Here is a 17,646-nt window from a genome sequence, read left to right on the forward strand (position 1 = left end):
TTAACCGAGACGGAACTCACCGCCATCGTTACGACCGCCCTGGGCTGAGGGAGCGGCAGATGGAAGGTAGGAAGAAGGAGGCAGAAGAGGCCTCCGGCGGCCGGGGGGATGATCCCCCCGGACCCCCTGAATGGAGGCAAGTTTTATAAAAGAGGAGTGCTTCAACTGGCAGGCTGCCGGTGTTGTCAGGCTGCTGGAACGCATTCCAACCTGCCGTCCTAACCCCTACCCCCCTTCATTTCAGGGGGTCTGGGGGGATTATCCCCCCAGCCGCCGGAGGCACTCTTCGCTTTCTGCCTTCTGCCTTCTGCCTGCGCTTTCGCGCTAGGCCCGCTCGGCCAAGCGATCCTGGACGTAGGGGATGAGGCCGCCTTTGTCGAGGATGCCCTGCATGAACGGCGGCACGGGTTTGCATTGGATGGTGGTGCCGGTGGTGACGTTTTGGATGACGCCGGTATCGGCATCGACTTTGAGTTCGTCGCCGTCGTGGATTTTGGACACGTCGTCGCCGATTTCCAGCAGCACCAGCCCCATATTAAAGCCGTTGCGGTAGAAGATGCGGGCGTAGCTGTGGGCGATGACCACGGGGATGCCGGCACCGAGCAGGGCTACCGGGGCGTGTTCGCGCGACGAGCCGCAGCCGAAGTTTTCGCCGGCGACCATGATGTCGCCTTTTTTGACTTTCTTGATCCAGCCCGCTTCCAGGCCTTCCATGCAGTTGGCCCCGAGTTCGTCGGGGTCGGTGGTGACCAGAAACCGGGCCGGAATGATGGCGTCGGTATCGATATGCGCCCCGACCGTATGTGCTGTACCGTGGTACATAGGATATCTCCTTATCTCGCTTGCCCCATTGGGGGGTCCGGGGGGATCATCCCCCCGGCCGCCGGAGGCATCTTATTCTTTTCTTCCCTCTACCAACTTACACCTTCGCCGGGTCGATGATCTCGCCCGCGATGGCGGCGGCGGCGGCAGCGGCCGGGCCGGAGAGGTAGACTTCGCTTTCCAGGCTGCCCATGCGGCCTTTGAAGTTGCGGTTGGTGGTGGCGATGGCGCGTTCGCCGCCGGCCAGGATACCCATGTGGCCGCCCAGGCACGGGCCGCAGGTGGCGGGACCGACGATGCAGTTGGCGGCCATAAACGTCTCGATGAGTCCTTCGGCCAGGGCCTGACGCCAGATATTGGGTGTGGCGGGCAGGACGATGCAGCGCACGGAGTCGGCGACTTTTTTGCCTTTAAGGATGGCGGCGGCTTCGCGCAGATCTTCGATGCGTCCGTTGGTGCATGAGCCGATAACGGCCTGATCGATGGGCAACCCGGCCACGGCGGACACGGGTTTGACGTTGTCGGGCAGGTGCGGGCAGGCGATCTGCGGCTCCATGCCGTCGGCGTTGATGGTGACGGTGCGCTCGTAGACGGCCTTGGGGTCGGCGGCAAGCGCCACGTCGCCGGTGCGGCCGTGGGCAGCGGCGTAGGCCAGGGTTTTGGCGTCGGCGGGGAACAGGCCCACCTTGCCGCCGGCTTCGATGGCCATGTTGGACATGGTCATGCGGCCTTCAACGGACAGGGCGGTTGCGAGATCGCCGGTAAATTCCAGGGCTTTGTAGAGCGCGCCGGACACGCCGATGGTGCCAATAAGGGCCAGCATGAGGTCTTTGGCCCCGACCCATTGGCGCAACGTGCCGGTCAAAATAACCTGGATGGTGGGCGGCACTTTGAACCACGTTTCGCCAAGGGCCATGCCGGCGGCGATGTCGGTGGAGCCCATGCCGGTGGCAAAAGCTCCCAGGCCGCCGTAGGTGCAGGTGTGGGAGTCGGCACCGATGATGACATCCCCCGGGCCGACGAGGCCGAGTTCGGGCAAAAGCGCGTGTTCGACGCCGACGTTGCCGCCCTCGAAGTAATGGGTGATGCCCATCTTTTTGGCAAATTCGCGACAGACTTTGACCTGTTCGGCCGAGGCAATGTCTTTGTTGGGCGTAAAGTGGTCGGCCACGATGGCGATCTTGTCTTTGTCAAAGACGGCGGCAGCGCCCATCTTTTCAAAGGACTTGATGGCAAGCGGTGCCGTGATGTCGTTGGCCAGGACCAGGGAGAGCCGGCAACGGACGATTTGCCCGGGTCCGGTAATCTGCTCGTCGCTGTGCTGCTGCAGGATTTTTTCGGCTAAAGTTGCGGGCATATCCGTTCCTCCTCTTTCTTGGCCAAACGATTGAGCGCATTGATAAAAGCCAGGGTACTGGCCATGATGACATCGTCGTGGACGCCCCGGCCGACGGTGGTGGCGGCGCCGTCGCGGATGCGCACGGTCACTTCGCCCTGGGCGTCGGTACCGCCGGTGATGGCGTTGATATGGTATTCTTCCAGTTCGGGCTTGCGGCCCACGGCCTGGCACACGGCGTTAAAGACCGCGTCCACGGGACCGGAACCGGCGGAATAGTGGCGCGCCGACTGGCCTTCCACCAGCATTTCGATGACGGCAAAGGGGGCGAGTTCCACATTGCCGCAGTGTACGGACAGATACTGCAGGGCATAGACATCGGGGCGGCGCAGGACTTTTTCGAGAATAAGCGCTTCGATGTCCTCATCGAGAATACGCTGCTTGCGATCCGCCAACTGCTTGACCGCGTCAAAGACGACCAGCAACTCTTCGTCGGTCAGCGTATAGCCGAGTTCCTTGACCTTGGCGTCCAGGGCGTGGCGGCCGGAATGCTTGCCGAGCACCACAACGGCCCCTTTGCGGCCGATGTGTTCGGCGGTCATGATCTCGTAGGTCCGGCGATCCTTGAGGATGCCGTGCTGGTGGATGCCGGATTCGTGGGCAAAGGCGTTGCGGCCCATGATGGGGGCATAGGGCGGAATGGGCTGGCCGATGATGCCCGAAAGGCGGCGGCACGAGGGGAAAAGCTCCACGGTGACGATTGAGGTGGTCAGATTATAGTAGTTGGGACGGGTGTTCAGGCTCATCACCACCTGTTCCAGGGAGGCGTTGCCGGCCCGCTCGCCGATGCCGGAAAGGGTCACTTCGGCTTGCCGCGCCCCGGCGTGCAGGGCCGCCAGGGTGTTGGCCACGGCCAAGCCCAGGTCGTTGTGGCAGTGGACGGCGAAGGTAATACCTTCGGCCCCGCGCACGGTGGCGCGCAGATGGCGGATCAGATCGGCGAATTCGGCCGGTTGGGCATAGCCGACGGTGTCGGGGATGTTAAGGATAGTGGCCCCGGCGGCGATGACGCGTTCGCACACGGCCACGAGGAAGGCCGGATCGGAGCGGGAAGCGTCTTCGGCCGAGAATTGGACCTCGACCCCTTTGCCGGCGGCGTGGCGCACGGCCGCTTCGGCCATATCCAGCACCTGGGCCGGCGTTTTGCCGAGCTTGTGCTCCATGTGCAGTTCGGAGGTGGCCAGGAAGGTATGGATGCGCTTACGCTCGGCCCCTTTGATGGCCTCATAGCCCCGGTCGATGTCCGAGGCCAAAGCCCGGCACAGGGCGGCCACGATGGGCTTTTTAACGGATGCGGCAATGGCGGAAACGGCCTGGAAGTCGCCTTCGCTGGCGGCGGGAAAGCCGGCTTCGATGATGTCCACGCCAAGCGTTTCGAGCTGGCGGGCCATGCGGACTTTTTCCTCGCGGGTCATGGTGGCACCGGGCGACTGTTCGCCGTCCCGAAGCGTGGTGTCGAAAATAAATACCCTGTTGTCATCGGGCATAGGAGTCTCCCCTTTCCCCGCGTTTTGCGGAGAGGAATGCGCACGTGTAAGCACACGGCAGGGCTCTGGTTAGCCTGGGGCCGGGACAATGACAAGAAATGTCAAAAAGGGGATAATGGTATTATGAGAGCTCCTGGTGGGGCTCCCGTAGCTTGGAGGCGCGGCGCGGCAGAACAAAAAAGGTGTAGATGATGCCGGAGGCGAGGTAGGCGGAAAAGAGCAGGAAGCCCATGAGCCAGGGCTCGGAGGCCACGACCACGAAAAGGAGCAGGGCCGTCACCATGGCGCTGAAGGGATGGGCCTTGACCAGCCCGAATTCCTTAAACGAGGCGTAGCGCACGCGGCTGACCATGAGAAAGGACAGGGCGTAGACAAGGACGAGACAGGCTTTGGGAATCACTGCGGCGGCGATGTCGTCGGGCAGATATTGCTCGAACATGAAAAACAGCGAGATCATGCAGCCGGCGGCCGGGATGGGCAGGCCGACGAAGAATTTCTTGGAGGCGGTGGCCTTGCCGGACATGACGTTGAACCGGGCCAGCCGCAGCGCGCCGCAGGCCACGAGCATAAAGGCGGCCAAGATGCCCAGGCGGCCGAAGCGGGCCAACTGCCACTGGTAGACCATGATGGCCGGGGTGACGCCAAAAGCGACCAGATCGGCCAGGGAGTCGAACTGGACGCCGAAATCACTGCTGGTGTTGGTGAGCCGGGCCACCTTGCCGTCGAGTCCGTCAAAGAGGCAGGAGAAAAGGATGGCCAGGGCGGTCATGTCAAAGCGGCCTTCGATGGCCCACAGCGCACCAAGAAAACCAGCAAAAAGGCTGGCCATGGTGAACAGATTCGGCAGGATGTAAACGCTCCTGCGAGCCCGGCTCTGGGGGATCTTCTCTTCCATCGTTTCCGCTTTTTCGCTGCTGCTGCCGGGGCAAAACCCGCCGCTATCCGGCCTTTCGTGCCAGGACGGTGACACCCGCCGTGGTTTTCTGGCCCATTGTGACAGCCGCTTCATACCCCTGTGGCAGATAGACGTCAAGGCGCGATCCGAACTTGATCATACCGTAGCGCTCGCCCTGGGCCAGCCGGTCGCCGACCTTGGCCGGGCACACGATACGCCGGGCAATAAGGCCCGCAATCTGGATCACGGTAAACCGCGCGCCCTCGGCGTCGGTCACCACGATCAGGTTGCGCTCGTTGTCCGTGGAGGCCTTATCCAGTGAGGCATTGAAAAATTTTCCCGGAATGTAGCGTACTTCCGAAACCACGCCAGCCACCGGCGAGCGGTTCACGTGGACGTTGACCACGTTCATGAAGATGCACACTACTTGGCGTTTTTCGCCCGAAGCCGGGTCGATCTCCTCGCCCATCTTGCAGACCACGCCGTCGGCCGGGGCCACGGCCATGCCGGCTTCAGCCGGGATGGTCCGGTCGGGATCGCGAAAAAAATTGAGCGAGAAGGCGGTCAGCAGCAAAAAAAGCCCGGCCAGCCACGGCCAGCGCAGAAGCCCGGTGATAAGCGCAGCCAGGGCGAAAAAACCGATGATCGGCAGGCCGTCGCGGGCCAGACCGCAAATGGGATTATACATGGGTGGCTCCAAGGGGCGGGCACAGGGTGGAAAGTTCCTCAAAAAACGAGGCCCGGTCCCGGTAGAGGATGGTTTTAAAGCCCAGGCTCGCGGCCAGGTCCGTATTGTGGGCGGCGTCGTCGATGAAAAGGGCCTTTTGCGGGGCAACACCCAGGGTTTGCAGGCCGATATGAAAGAAAGCCGCCTCGCGCTTGCTCGTGCCATGGTCGTAACTGTTAAAAACCATATCAAAATGCGAAAAAACGTCATGGGCGGCGTCCAGTCGGGCCAGCCACTCGGTCTGATCGCTCAAAATGGCGGTTTTAAGGCCGGCGGCCCGGGCCGCGTCGGCCACGGCGAACATGAAGGGCCGGGGCACAAACCGGGACAGCACGGCAGCGCTTAGGTCCTCGTCCCGGCCGGCAATGCCGGTGGCCCGGCGAAAGGCTTCCCAAAAGCCGGCCTCGTCCACGCTGCCCAGGACAAAGCCCGTACTCCAGGCCATCTCATAGGCCAAGGGCAGCACCTCGGCCGGATCGCGCCCGGCCGCCGTGGCGATGTGGATGAGGCCCTCGCGAAACCCCTCCTCGGCCAGAACGCCTCCGAAATCGAAGAAAACAGCAGCAAGTCCACAGAGTTCGCGCATACATCCCCTTGCGTTTCGCAGCGTCGCTTCCCATAAAGGTTCAAAGCCCGTACACTGGCCAACGCCTGGAAGGCTTTAGCCGGTAACCCGGCCTCGGGCAAGTCGGGAATTTTTAATGCAGGAGCCATCATGACAGAACCAATTCGCGTGGGTGTGAGTGCCTGCCTGCTCGGCCAGCCCGTGCGCTACGACGGCGGCCACAAATGCGACCGCTACGTTGCCGATACGTTGGGGCGCTATTTCGAGTTCGTCCCGGTGTGCCCGGAAGTCGAATGCGGCCTGGGCGTGCCCCGGGAGGCCATGCGGCTGGTCGGCGACCCGGACGCGCCGCGGCTTATGACCATTAAAACCGGCGTGGACCTTACCGAACGCATGCGTTCCTTTGCCGTCGCCCGGGCCCAGGCCCTGGCCGAAGAAAACCTGTGCGGCTTTATTTTCAAGTCCAAATCCCCGTCCAGCGGCTTTACCCGGGTCAAGGTCTACAACGACAAGGGCGCGCCGGCCGAGCGCGGGGTGGGGCTTTTCGCCCGGGCCTTCCTCGACCGCTTTCCGCGCCTTCCGGTGGAAGACGAAGGCCGCCTGCACGACGACAAGCTGCGGGAAAACTTCATCGAACGTATCTTTACGCTCAAGCGCTGGCGCGACACCCTGGCCGGCGACGGCCAGACCTCGCTTACGGCCCGCGTCATCGCCTTCACCAGCCGCCACAAGCTGCTGCTCATGGCCCACAGCCCGCAGTTGGCCCGGCAGATCGGGCGGCTGACCGCCGAGGCCAAAAATTGGCCTGCCGACGCCCTGCTCCAATCCTATGAAACACTCCTCATGCAGGCGCTTTCCCTGCCCGCCACCCCGGCCAAACACGCCAACGTGCTCCAGCACATCATGGGCTATTTCAAAACAATCCTGACCGCTGACGAAAAAGTTGAATTAAACGAAGTCATCGACAACTACCGCCTGGGCCTTGTGCCGCTGATCGTGCCCATCACCCTGCTTGGCCACTACACCCGTAAATACGACGTGGCCTATTTAAAGGATCAGGCCTACCTAACGCCGCATCCCATCGAACTCAAGCTGCGAAACCACGCCTGAGCCGGAGTCTGCCCATGCCGCACCGTTCGCCCCTGCCGCTCCCGCTGGGCACCCTGACCGCCCTGACCGCCCTGACCGCCCGAACTGTCCTCGTTGCCCGAGCTGTCCGAGTTAGCCGAGTTGCCCGAGCCTCCCTCGCCGTCATGGCGGCCCTGCTGGTGCTAGTTGCACTCCCGGCCACGGCCCAGGCCGCCCCCCTGCCCGGTCGCGCGGCCACGGCCCATCTCGTCGAGGGCCTGACCAAGTCGGGCCGGGTGCACGGGCTGGTCGTCGGCTACGTCAGCCCGGCCGGCCGGGCCACCTACGGCTTTGGCCGACGCAGCGAAGGACGCTACGCCAACGCCCCGGACGGCCGCACCCTGTTTGAAATCGGCTCCATTACCAAGACCTTCACCGGCCTGCTCCTGGCCCAGGCCGTCATGACCGGCAAGTTGCGCGACACCGACGCCATCCGCCTGTCCCTGCCGCCCGGGACAATAACCAAGGATTCGCCGCTGTATTGGGTCAGCTACCTCGATCTGGCCACCCACACCTCAGGGCTGCCCGAAGCGCCCGACAACCTGCCCTCCACCGATCCGCAAAATCCCTTGGCCGGCTATTCCACGGGCCTGCTGCTGCGCTATCTGGGCCAAGCCAGCCTGCTGGCCCCCATCGGCCAGAATTTTTACTACAGCAATGTTGGTGCGGCCCTGGCCGGCTATCTGCTGGCCCGATCAGCCGGCAAGGATTACGAGCGGCTGGCGGTGGACGCAATCTGTGCGCCGCTGGGGATGCTCGACACTCGGATCACACTGTCCGACGACCAGAACGCGCGCATGACCCACGGCCATAATGCCGCCGGCAAGGTGGTGCCCAACTGGATCGTGACCGGGCTGGAGGGGGCCGGTGCGCTGCGCTCCACCGCCGATGATCTCCTGAGCTACGCCGCCGCCAACCTGGGGGTTACGCCCACGCCGCTGCTCCCGGCCGCCCGGCTGGCCCATCTGGCCCGCAAACACGTAGCCGCAATCCCGACCCTGTCCCTGGGCTATTTCTGGAACATCATGAATTTCGGCGACAAGGACTACGTGCTGCACGCCGGCCGCTCCGGCGGCTATTACGCCCTGGTCCTCATGTCGCCGGCCGACAGGGCCGGGGTGGTGCTTCTCTGCGACACCGAAGGCGATTTCTCCAAAGAAGGCTGGAAGCTGCTGGAACTGCTCACAGGCAAATCCGCCGGGTAAGCGCCGGGCGCAAACACTACCCCAACCCGCAACCAGGACACACTGCCGCCATGCACTTCACCTTCCAAACCCCTGGCAAAGTCGTTTTCGGCCGGGATACGGCCCGGCAACTGCCGCAACTCACAGCCGGCCTCGGGCGTGCCCCGCTGGTCATCACGGGTGCCAACCCAGACCGCCACGCCGGGTTGCTTGAGGCCCTTACCCAGGCCGGCCTTGCCGTGACGCGCTTCTCCGTTGCCGGCGAACCAACCGTCGCCACGGCCATGGCCGGCGCGCTCCTGGCCCGGGAGAACGGCTGCGACATCGTCATTGGTTTGGGCGGCGGCGGGGCGCTTGATGCAGCCAAGGCCGTGGCCGCCCTGGCAACCAATACCGAAGATATTTTCACTTATCTGGAAGTGGTCGGGGCCGGCCGGCCCCTGACCGAGCGACCGCTGCCGGTGCTGGCCGTGCCGACCACGGCCGGCACCGGGGCCGAAGCCACGGCCAACGCCGTGCTGACCGTGCCCGGCGAGCGCGTCAAAGTCAGCCTGCGCTCGCCCCTGATGTTGCCCGCAGTTGCCCTGATTGATCCCCTGCTGACCGTCTCCATGCCGCCGGCCGTAACGGCAGCCACGGGCCTCGACGCCCTGACCCAGCTCCTGGAGGCATTCGTTTCCAACAAAGCCAATCCCATGACCGATGCCCTGTGCCGGGAGGGCCTCACCCGGGCAGCCCGGTCCCTGGCGGCCGCCTACGCCGATGGCAGCAACTGCGACGCCCGCGAGGATATGGCCCTGGCCAGCCTTTTGGGTGGCATGGCCCTGGCCAACGCCAAACTCGGGGCCGTCCATGGCTTCGCCGCACCGCTGGGCGGCCTTTTCAACGCCCCCCACGGACAAATCTGCGCCAGCCTGCTCCCTGTCGTAACAGCCGCCAATATCAGGGCGCTGCGCAGCCGCGCCCCCGCCTCCCCGGCCCTGGCCGCCTACGCCACCGCCGCCGCCATCGTCACCGGCACCCCCAACGCCACCCCAGAAGACGGCGTCGTCTGGCTGGCCGCACTCTGCCGCCAGCTCGCCGCCCCCACCCTCGCCCAACTTGGCGTGACGAGCAGCGACATCCCGCTTGTCGTGGCCAAAGCAGCCCAAGCCAGCAGCATGCAAGGCAACCCCATCGCCTTAACCGAGACGGAACTCACCGCCATCGTTACGACCGCCCTGGGCTGAGGGAGCGGCAGATGGAAGGTAGGAAGAAGGAGGCAGAAGAGGCCTCCGGCGGCCGGGGGGATGATCCCCCCGGACCCCCCGTATGGGTGGCGGGGTTGCGGGAAGCGGGTTGGGGAGGGCGGTCGTTGGCGGGAGCGGGAGCGGGAGAAGATGGGGGTCGGGATTTTGGTTGCGAAAGCTGCCGTCAAAGCCCGGCAGCTTTCGCAACCAAAATCCCGACCCCCAACTCGCCAGCGGCCCTTTGGGCCGCATTTGCTTGGAGAAAGAGCGAGCAGACAGGTCAAACCTGGGCGCGAGGGTCAATTGATGCTTGTCTTTCCCGGGCGAACCGGGTGGCTGCAATTGGGGCCGCCGTGCTCCCCGCGCTTCGCGGGGAGTGTCGGCGGCCCGAATTGCAGCCACCCACGCGGCGCAGCCGCCAAGCGCTCCCGCGCCCCAAAAGTCTTCCCGACTTTCCGCCCTCGCAGCAGCCCCTTATCCCGTCTACCCAATGCCCCCATCCAGGGGGTCCGGGGGGGATGATCCCCCCCGGCCGCCGGAGGCATCTTCTGCCTTTCGCTCCCCGTGTCGTCTAGGTTTCGATCCAGTTCTTGCCGCGTTCAACCGCGCGCTGCCAGTCGTGGAGCAGTTTGTCGCGCACGGACTGGTCCATGTTTGGCTCAAACCGGCGGTCGAGCTGCCACATGGCGGCGATTTCCTCTTCGCTTTTCCAGAATCCGACGGCCAACCCGGCCAGATAGGCTGCGCCCAGGGCGGTGGTTTCGGTCACCATGGGCCGCTCCACCGGCACGCCCAGGACATCGGCCTGGAACTGCATGAGCAGGTTGTTGCGGGTGGCCCCGCCGTCGGCGCGCAGCGTATCGAGGGTGATGCCGGCGTCTTTTTGCATGCAGTCCATAATATCGAGGGTCTGCAAGGCGATGGATTCCAGGGCGGCCCGGGCGATGTGGGCTTTGGTGGTGCCCCGGGTGATGCCCACCATGGTGCCGCGGGCGTACTGGTCCCAATGGGGCGCACCCAGGCCGGCGAAGGCCGGGACCAAGTAGACGCCGCCGTTGTCCGGCACGGACAGGGCGAGCTGTTCGACTTCCGGCGCGCTTTGGATGATGCCCAGGCCGTCGCGCAGCCATTGCACCACGGCACCGGCAATAAAGACGCTGCCTTCCAGGGCGAAAAACCGTCCCGAGGGGGTGGCCCAGGCCATGGTGGTCAGCAGGTTGTTCTGGCTGGCGCGCGGGGCCTTGCCGGTGTTTAGGAGCATGAAGCAGCCGGTGCCGTAGGTGTTTTTGGCCATGCCTTCTTTGAGGCAGGCGTTGCCGTAGGTGGCGGCCTGCTGATCTCCGGCGTTGCCGGCGATGGGCAGGGCTTTGCCGAAGAACTCGGGATGGGTTTCGCCGACGACTTCCGAGGACATGGACACCCGGGGCAGCATGGCCCGGGGCACTTCCATAATGGCCAGCAGTTCGTCGTCCCAGGCACCGGTGTTGATGTTAAACAGCAGCGTGCGGCTGGCGTTGGACTCGTCGGTAACGTGGACGGCTCCCTTGGTCAGGTTCCAGATGAGCCAGGAGTCGACGGTGCCAAAGAGCAGTTCGCCGTTTTCGGCCTTGGCTCTGGCCCCGGGCACGTTGTCGAGAATCCAGCGCACTTTGGTGCCGGAGAAGTAGGCGTCGAGCACCAGACCGGTTTTCTGGCGGATGGTGTCGGCCAGACCGCGCTGTTTGAGTTCGTCGCAAAAGCCGGCCGTGCGGCGGTCCTGCCAGACGATGGCGTTGTGGATGGGCGCGCCCGAGTTTTTATCCCAGACCACGGTGGTTTCCCGCTGGTTGGTGATGCCGATGGCCGCCACTTCGGAGGCGTCCACGCCGGCATGGGTCAGGCATTCGCGCATGACAAAGGACTGGGTGTCAAAGATCTCGTTGGCGTTGTGCTCCACCCAACCCGGCTGGGGATAGATCTGGGTGAATTCCTTTTGGGAAATCTGTTTGATATCGCCTTCGCGGGTGAACAGGATGGCCCGGGAACTGGTGGTGCCCTGGTCGAGGGCTAAGATATAGCGGCTCATGAATCACACTCCTGCGCGCCGTCTTCGCAATAGCAGACGTCGGGGTCTTTGTTGAGGGCTCCGGTGGTTCTGTCATAGATGATCGCGCCCAACGGACCGCCGACAAGGGGGCCGAGGATGGGCACCAGGACAATGCTCGTATCCATCAGGTTGGGCTGGGTGAAGCCGGCGATCAAGGCGAAAAAGCGGGGGCCGAAGTCGCGGGCGGGGTTTATGGCATAGCCGTTCATGGCCCCAAGGCTCATGCCGATGGCCATGACCAGCATGGCCACGGCCACGGGTCCGATCCAGGTCACTTTGTTTTTGGCCCCGAAATCGCCGATGGACAGGATGCCGAACATCAGCACGGCAGTGCCGATGACCTGATCGATAAAGCCGGGCCAGAAACCGGGCACGGCCGGGAAGGTGCAAAAGATACCGGCGGTCTTGACCAACTGGGGGTCAAACAACAGCCATTTGGCCTTGAAATCCAGAAAGACGATGGACGCGCCGATACAGCCGCCCACGGTCTGGGCCAGGGCGTAGGGCAGCACCTTGCCCCAGGGGAAGCGGCCGGTGACGGCCAAAGCCAGGGTCACGGCCGGGTTAATGTGGGCACCGGAGCGCAGGCTGGCCAATACACCAAAAAAGACAGCCATGCCCCAGCCGAAGGTAATCGTATCCCAACTGATGTTGAGCGCTTCGCCAAAAAAGACCTTCATGGCTACGCAGCCGGCTCCGAAAATGATGAGAACCATGGTTCCCAGACATTCGGAGAACATCTCCTTGCCCAATGCCGATTGACTCATGCCGTACCCCTCCTCTTACATCACATGCGCTGTTGGCCTCTTCTCCCGCGAACGAAGAAGAGACTGTCCCTCCAGGTCCGCCTCTGCCGCAGTATGCGCCTGCCGGCCTGCATCCGGAGTCTGCCCGGAAAACCAGGCCTCCAGCAGCCGGCGGACGCTGTCCACCTCGCTAACGCGACGCGTCTCGTCCCAGCCGAGTTCGCGGCCCATGATCGCCGCCACCACGGGAGCCGCCTCCAGGGCATGGGCCATGTCCACCAACCCCAGGGGGAGTCGTCGCAATAAGACGTCGCTGACATGTTCCGCCATTTCCCGGCGCACGGCGAAAACGACCTGGGCGCCGATATAGGGATGGGCCGGATGGATAGGCTGGAGCAGTTCGGGGTCGCGCCCCAGGGCCAGCACCTGCCCGGCCTCGTCGCCGTAGAGGGCGAACAGGGAGCGGGCCAGATCCGGGGCAATACGCTGGCGGGCGGCCAGATCCCGCCAGCCGTCGGGGTAATAGGACTGGGAGCCAAGCAGGCGCAGTTCCTGGGTGACACAGGCCCGCCCCTGCCCCAGGCCAAAGGCCAGGCAGGCGGCGTCCACGGCGTCCTCGGCCATGGCCCGGTAGCTGGTCCATTTGCCGCCGGCCATGGTCAATAAGCCCGAAGGGCTTTGGGTCAGGACGTGGGTGCGGGCCAGTTCCTGGGTGGATTTCTTTTTCGGATCAAAAACCAACGGGCGCAGGCCGTCCCACACGGCCAGGATGTCCTCGCGGGTCACCGGCCGGCGCAGATAGGCGCTGGCGTAGCGCAGCAGATAGTCCACGTCCTTGCGCTGCGGCACCGGATCAAAGGCAACGGTCGCCGGCTCGTCGGTGGTGCCAAAGAGCACATGCCCCTGCCAGGGGATCATAAACAGCACGCGCCCGTCCTCGGTGCTCGGGATCATGAGCGACAAATCGTCGGGGGTGGTTCCGGCTTTGAGCAGAATATGGATGCCGGAACTGACCTTGAGCGTATCCGGGGCTTGCGGGTCGTCCAGACGCCGGACGGCATCGGCAAAGGGACCGGCGGCGTTGACCACGCCCTTGGCCGCAACGGTCCAGGTGCGCCCATCGAGGCGGTCGCGCACCTGGGCTCCCCGGATGCGGCCGCCCTCCTTGACCAGTCCGGTCACTTCCACATGGTTGACGCATACGGCTCCATGGGCAGCGGCGGTACGGGCCAGGGTGACCGCCATGCGGGCGTCGTTAAACTGCCCGTCGGTGTAGCTGACGGCGGCCACATAGCCGTCCAGATTGAGCTGCGGAAAGAGCTTTTGGGCCGTGGCCCGGGTGACCAGCCGGCTGCGCCCCAGGGACAGCCGCCCGGCCAGGAGGTCGTAAAGGACCAACCCGGCGAAGATGTAGGCGGCCTCAAACCAGGTCTTGACCGGGGTCATAAGCCGGATGGCATGGGCCAGATGGGGGGCGTTTCGCAGCAGCCGGCCGCGTTCCCGCAGGCCCTCGCGCACAAGATTGAACTGGTCCTTGTCGGCCTTTAAGATGGCCTTTTCGAGGTAGCGCACCCCGCCGTGCACCAGTTTGGTGCTTTTGCTGCTGGTGCCCTGGGCGAAATCGTCGCGTTCGATAAGCGCGACGCGAAGGCCTCTGGTGGCCGCGTCCAGGGCGATGCCGCAGCCGGTGGCCCCGCCGCCAATGACCAGCAGATCAAACGGTTCACCGTCTTTAAGACGGTTTAAGTGTTCCTGTCTGTTCATGACTCCGCCTTGTCTTACGGGTTGAGCAGGCTGTGGGCTGTGCGCGCGTCCGTGACAAAGACGTGGACGCAGCCGCGCCGCAGCACCGATTGCAGGATGGGAACTTTGGCCATGCCGCCGGAAACGAGGATGATGTGGGGAACCTGCAACAGCCCGTCAAAATCCGGGGACATGCTGCACTGATTGACTTCGTGGTCCACGACATTGCCCTGCGCATCCAGAAAGCGGCCGAAAAATTCGCCCACGGCCCCGGCCCGGGCCAGCTCGCGGCGCTGGTCCTGGGTGATGGCCCCCAGGGCAATGTTGGTGGCCTGGGCGGTCATATCGCCCACGGCTGTGAGGATCATGTCCACGGCCAGGGCTTCCTCATAAAACGTGCGGAAAAAGGGCTGGTCGGCGATGGTGGCCCGCACTTCCTGAGTGGAGACGAACATGGGGGCGGGCAGGTGGTTGCAGACCACGGCTTGCAGCTTTCTGGCGAACATCGCCGTTGAATCAAAGGGATTGACCGGGCTGCGCGGCACGCCGCCGTAGAGGGAAGTGACGGAAACGTTGCGGAAATTGCGGATGACCATGCCGTTTATGGCGGCGCACAGGGTATAGCCCCAGCCCACGCCCAGGCGCTGGCCGTCTTGAAGCTGGAGGGAGGCGTATTCACCGGCCGGCCGGCCGATGGTGTCGTAGCGGGCCAGGCCGTCGCGTTCGGGCGTAGGCACGACCATGGCGCGCACCAGACCGAATTCGCGCACCAGTCCGGCTTCCAGGGCCACGCAGTCTTTAAAGGCGGTATTGATAACGACGCGGATGAGTCCGGCTTCGCGTCCGGCCTGGAGCAGGCGGTTGACTTTAAGCCGGGTCAGGCCAAGGCGCTCGCCGATTTCGGCCTGGGTCAGCTCCTCATTGAAATAGAGCCAGGCAACCCGGGAGATGAGCTGGTGTTCACTTACATCAATCCATGCCACGGGGGCCTCCGCTGCCGTTGGTCCATTTTGCCGCGCATTTCGGGCGGGCTGCTTTGGCAGTCTTGTTACAATTGTAAAACGATCAGGTCAATAGTTCATCAGCAAAAATTCGCCTTCTTCACAAACTTGATCAAAGGCGCGAATGTTCCTGCGCTTTTCCGAAACAGGGCGACAGCCGACATGGAAACCGCTCCCGGAATACCTGAGAAAACGACGGCCACCACGAGAACTGGCGAACCCTTGAATCATCTGTATTTTTTTGGTGCAACTTGTTGCCGGGCAGATCGGCCCCAGGCGCTTGGGCGCGGCCGGGGCCAGGCCGCCGTGCGACCCGGTCAGGCTGCCTTTGCGGCAGACGGGCAGCCAAGCCTTGGGCTGACAAAAAAGAGCAGATGCCCAGACGCGGCGGCTCCGGTTCCCGACGGCGCCTTCGGGCCGGCACCACGCCTCCGGTCCCCCAATCCCTGGGGCGGCTGGCGCTTTCCCACCGGCCCGTTTGGGCCGCCAGCTTTACGACAGCCTGAATATGTGCTAGGCTAAAATTGCTTATTTATTTAGAAAATTGAACTTTGTGCGGCGGGGTCAAGCCTGGCCGCCGACCGCCTGCGCGGCAATCCCGGAGACAACGCCATGCCCCAGCTTTCGCAGTCCCCGCCCTTCCCGTCCCTGGTCCGGGCCGCCATCGTACTCCTGGCCGTCCTTGTCAGCGCCGGCCCAGCCGCCGCAGCCGGGGCCTTTAACCAGTTCGTGGGGTTTGGCGACAGCACTCTGGATTCCGGCTATTTCCGCTACACGACGACCGGGAATGCGGCGGTCGATGCGGCCCTCGTTGCTGCCGTGGCCCATGGCGCTGCCGGCGGCTTTGCCGGACCCGGCATCATGACCAGCACCCTGCTGGCCGGCCGCTTTGGCCTGGGGGTCGAACCGTCAAGCCTGGGCGGCACCAACTTTGCCAACGGCAGCGCCTACACCGCCCCGCTCACCGCTTCTACAACGACCGCCGCCATCCCGGGTTCCCTGCCCGGCAACGTGGCCACCACCCAGCAGATCGCCAACTACCTCGCCACCACGGGCGGGGCCGCCAATGCCAACGCCCTTTATGTTGTCAACAGCGGCAACAATGATCTGATTTTCGTGCAAAACCAGGGCGCGGCCTGGATTGCCGCCAACCCCGATTTCCTGCGCGGCGTCTCGGCCCAGTTGACAATCGGCGTGGCCGCCCTGCAGGCTGCCGGGGCGCGCACCATCATGGTTCCCAATACGTTTTACACCGCCGCCCTGGCCGGCCCTGGCGGCCTTGTCCCGGCCGCCAACCTGGACAATTATCTGCGGGCCGTGGGCTATGGGAATCTCAAATGGTCGGACCTGACCAATGCCGGCGTGCGGTTTATCCCGGCCGACCTGACCAGCCTCTTTGGGTTTGTGACCACCAACCCGGCCCTTTTCGGCTTCACCCCGGCCTCGGTGCTGGCGGCCAACGCCCCATCTTCGGTGAGCGCGCTGACGACCAGCTGGGCCAACGTCACCCCGCTCCAGCTCCAGACCTATCTTTTTCTGGACGGCAAGCATCTGACCACGGCCGGCCAGCAGATCGAGTCGGATTATGAGACCAGCCTGCTCGTTGCGCCACGGCTCATGGCGCTTTTGCCCGAGCTGGCAGTCCAGGGCGGTCTGGCCCGGGCCGCCAGCCTGCAAGGCCAAATCGAGCTGACCAGCCAGCATCGCGGCAGGGCCGGCGTCAACGTCTGGATCGGCGGTGGGGCCTCGGCGCTTACGCTGCAGAATGATTCGGGATTTCCAGGCCTGTCCGGTGTGCCGTTTGCCGGGTCGCTGGGAGCCGATTACCAGACGCCCGGCGGGCTGATCCTGGGCGCGGCCTTCTCGGCCGGCACCCAAACCCAGGAGTTCTCCCTGGGCGGCGGACATTTCGACCAAAACGATCAGGCCCTAAGCCTCTACGCCGCCTACCAGGCCGGGCCGGTATGGGGCAACGCCGTGGCCTCCTACGGCTGGCTGCAGGACAAGATCGAACGCGATGTTACCCTGGGACTTTTTACGGATCACAATACCGCGACCACCCAGGGCAACTCCCTGGCCCTGGCCCTGCGGGCCGGCGGCGATATCCCGCTCGGGCCGCTGACCACCGGCCCGGTGGCCGGGCTGGTGCTCCAGCAGGTGCGCATAAACGGCTTTGCCGAGACCGGCACCAGCGGCGCGCTCACCGGGGCCAATGGCGTAACCGCCCTGTCGTATGGCCAACAACTGCGGGATTCGGCCGTCAGCCAACTCGGCTGGCGGGTGTCGGCCACGTTGGCCGACTGGCGGCCGTTTGTCGAAGCCAAGTGGAACCATGAGCTGATCGATCAGGGCAGCCGGCAGGTCAAAGCGGCCCTGACCTCGGCCACGGCCGCGCCCTATACCCTGGACGCCGCCCCGACGGCCACGGACTGGGCCACGGGAATGGTCGGCACAACGTATAAAATCAACGAGCGGGTCATGGTCCGGGGCGCGGCCTCGGCCATGGCCTTTAATCCCCAGACCGTCAGCTATGGCGGGGAACTGGGGCTCAGCGTCAGTTTCTAAAAGGTGCGACAACGGTCGAGCGTGGGCCGCAAAAGCAGCCTGCCAAGACCGTGCCGTCCGTTTCCCAGGCGC

14 protein-coding genes are annotated in these 17,646 nt (G+C 64.3%); 4 read left to right on the forward strand and 10 right to left on the reverse strand.

Annotated elements, in window-relative coordinates; translation table 11 throughout:
• Positions 1-324: 324 nt before the first annotated feature.
• The 6 genes from GTA51_RS10315 to GTA51_RS10340 all read right to left on the reverse strand — a co-directional run bounded on the left by GTA51_RS10315 (position 325) and on the right by GTA51_RS10340 (position 5,913).
• A complete protein-coding gene (locus GTA51_RS10315; protein ID WP_160960855.1) occupies positions 325-822 on the reverse strand; it encodes a 3-isopropylmalate dehydratase small subunit in 498 nt (165 codons plus the stop codon).
• A 97-nt stretch (positions 823-919) separates the two neighbouring features.
• Positions 920-2,179 (reverse strand): 3-isopropylmalate dehydratase large subunit, encoded by a 1,260-nt coding sequence (leuC, locus tag GTA51_RS10320; RefSeq protein WP_160960857.1) that lies wholly within the window; start codon positions 2,177-2,179, stop codon positions 920-922.
• Positions 2,164-3,705 carry a 2-isopropylmalate synthase gene (locus tag GTA51_RS10325; RefSeq protein WP_160960858.1) on the reverse strand — a complete coding sequence of 514 codons (1,542 nt, stop codon included), beginning with the start codon at positions 3,703-3,705 and terminating at the stop codon, positions 2,164-2,166. Before GTA51_RS10325 ends, leuC begins: the two co-directional genes overlap by 16 nt.
• A 121-nt stretch (positions 3,706-3,826) precedes the next feature.
• The gene (gene pssA / locus GTA51_RS10330; protein ID WP_160960860.1) at positions 3,827-4,600 is read right to left on the reverse strand and encodes a CDP-diacylglycerol--serine O-phosphatidyltransferase; all 774 of its coding nucleotides are present in this window, start codon (positions 4,598-4,600) and stop codon (positions 3,827-3,829) included.
• A 43-nt stretch (positions 4,601-4,643) separates the two neighbouring features.
• Entirely contained in the window at positions 4,644-5,288 is a 645-nt protein-coding gene (locus GTA51_RS10335) for a phosphatidylserine decarboxylase family protein (protein WP_160960861.1), read from the reverse strand.
• Positions 5,281-5,913 carry an HAD family hydrolase gene (locus GTA51_RS10340; RefSeq protein WP_160960863.1) on the reverse strand — a complete coding sequence of 211 codons (633 nt, stop codon included), beginning with the start codon at positions 5,911-5,913 and terminating at the stop codon, positions 5,281-5,283. Before GTA51_RS10340 ends, GTA51_RS10335 begins: the two co-directional genes overlap by 8 nt.
• A 129-nt stretch (positions 5,914-6,042) precedes the next feature.
• Between GTA51_RS10340 and GTA51_RS10345 the strand changes: the two genes are divergently transcribed.
• The 3 genes from GTA51_RS10345 to GTA51_RS10355 are packed head-to-tail and all read left to right on the forward strand — an operon-like array spanning position 6,043 to position 9,433.
• The gene (locus GTA51_RS10345) at positions 6,043-7,002 is read left to right on the forward strand and encodes a YbgA family protein (protein ID WP_160960864.1); all 960 of its coding nucleotides are present in this window, start codon (positions 6,043-6,045) and stop codon (positions 7,000-7,002) included.
• 14 nt (positions 7,003-7,016) lie between these two features.
• Complete coding sequence (locus GTA51_RS10350; protein WP_246198082.1) at positions 7,017-8,225, forward strand: serine hydrolase domain-containing protein; 1,209 nt, start codon at positions 7,017-7,019, stop codon at positions 8,223-8,225.
• 50 nt (positions 8,226-8,275) lie between these two features.
• Complete coding sequence (locus GTA51_RS10355; RefSeq protein ID WP_160960866.1) at positions 8,276-9,433, forward strand: iron-containing alcohol dehydrogenase; 1,158 nt, start codon at positions 8,276-8,278, stop codon at positions 9,431-9,433.
• Positions 9,434-10,004: 571 nt separating this feature from the next.
• On the opposite strand, the gene glpK is transcribed toward GTA51_RS10355, so the two are convergent.
• From glpK to GTA51_RS10375, 4 genes are read right to left on the reverse strand one after another with little or no spacing between them, the layout of a single operon-like run.
• Positions 10,005-11,498 carry a glycerol kinase GlpK gene (gene glpK, locus GTA51_RS10360; protein WP_160960868.1) on the reverse strand — a complete coding sequence of 498 codons (1,494 nt, stop codon included), beginning with the start codon at positions 11,496-11,498 and terminating at the stop codon, positions 10,005-10,007.
• A complete protein-coding gene (locus GTA51_RS10365; RefSeq protein ID WP_160960869.1) occupies positions 11,495-12,286 on the reverse strand; it encodes an MIP/aquaporin family protein in 792 nt (263 codons plus the stop codon). The genes glpK and GTA51_RS10365 overlap by 4 nt, the downstream gene beginning before the upstream one ends.
• Positions 12,287-12,301: 15 nt before the next feature.
• Positions 12,302-14,029 carry a glycerol-3-phosphate dehydrogenase/oxidase gene (locus GTA51_RS10370; protein WP_160960871.1) on the reverse strand — a complete coding sequence of 576 codons (1,728 nt, stop codon included), beginning with the start codon at positions 14,027-14,029 and terminating at the stop codon, positions 12,302-12,304.
• Between the two features lie 14 nt (positions 14,030-14,043).
• Complete coding sequence (locus GTA51_RS10375; protein ID WP_160960873.1) at positions 14,044-14,991, reverse strand: sugar-binding domain-containing protein; 948 nt, start codon at positions 14,989-14,991, stop codon at positions 14,044-14,046.
• A 630-nt stretch (positions 14,992-15,621) separates the two neighbouring features.
• Between GTA51_RS10375 and GTA51_RS10380 the strand changes: the two genes are divergently transcribed.
• On the forward strand, positions 15,622-17,574 hold the full coding sequence (locus tag GTA51_RS10380; protein ID WP_160960875.1) for an autotransporter outer membrane beta-barrel domain-containing protein: 1,953 nt from the start codon (positions 15,622-15,624) through the stop codon (positions 17,572-17,574).
• Positions 17,575-17,646 lie beyond the last annotated feature (72 nt).

The organism is Solidesulfovibrio aerotolerans, assembly GCF_009856865.1.
Classification (GTDB): Bacteria; Desulfobacterota; Desulfovibrionia; order Desulfovibrionales; family Desulfovibrionaceae; genus Solidesulfovibrio; species Solidesulfovibrio aerotolerans.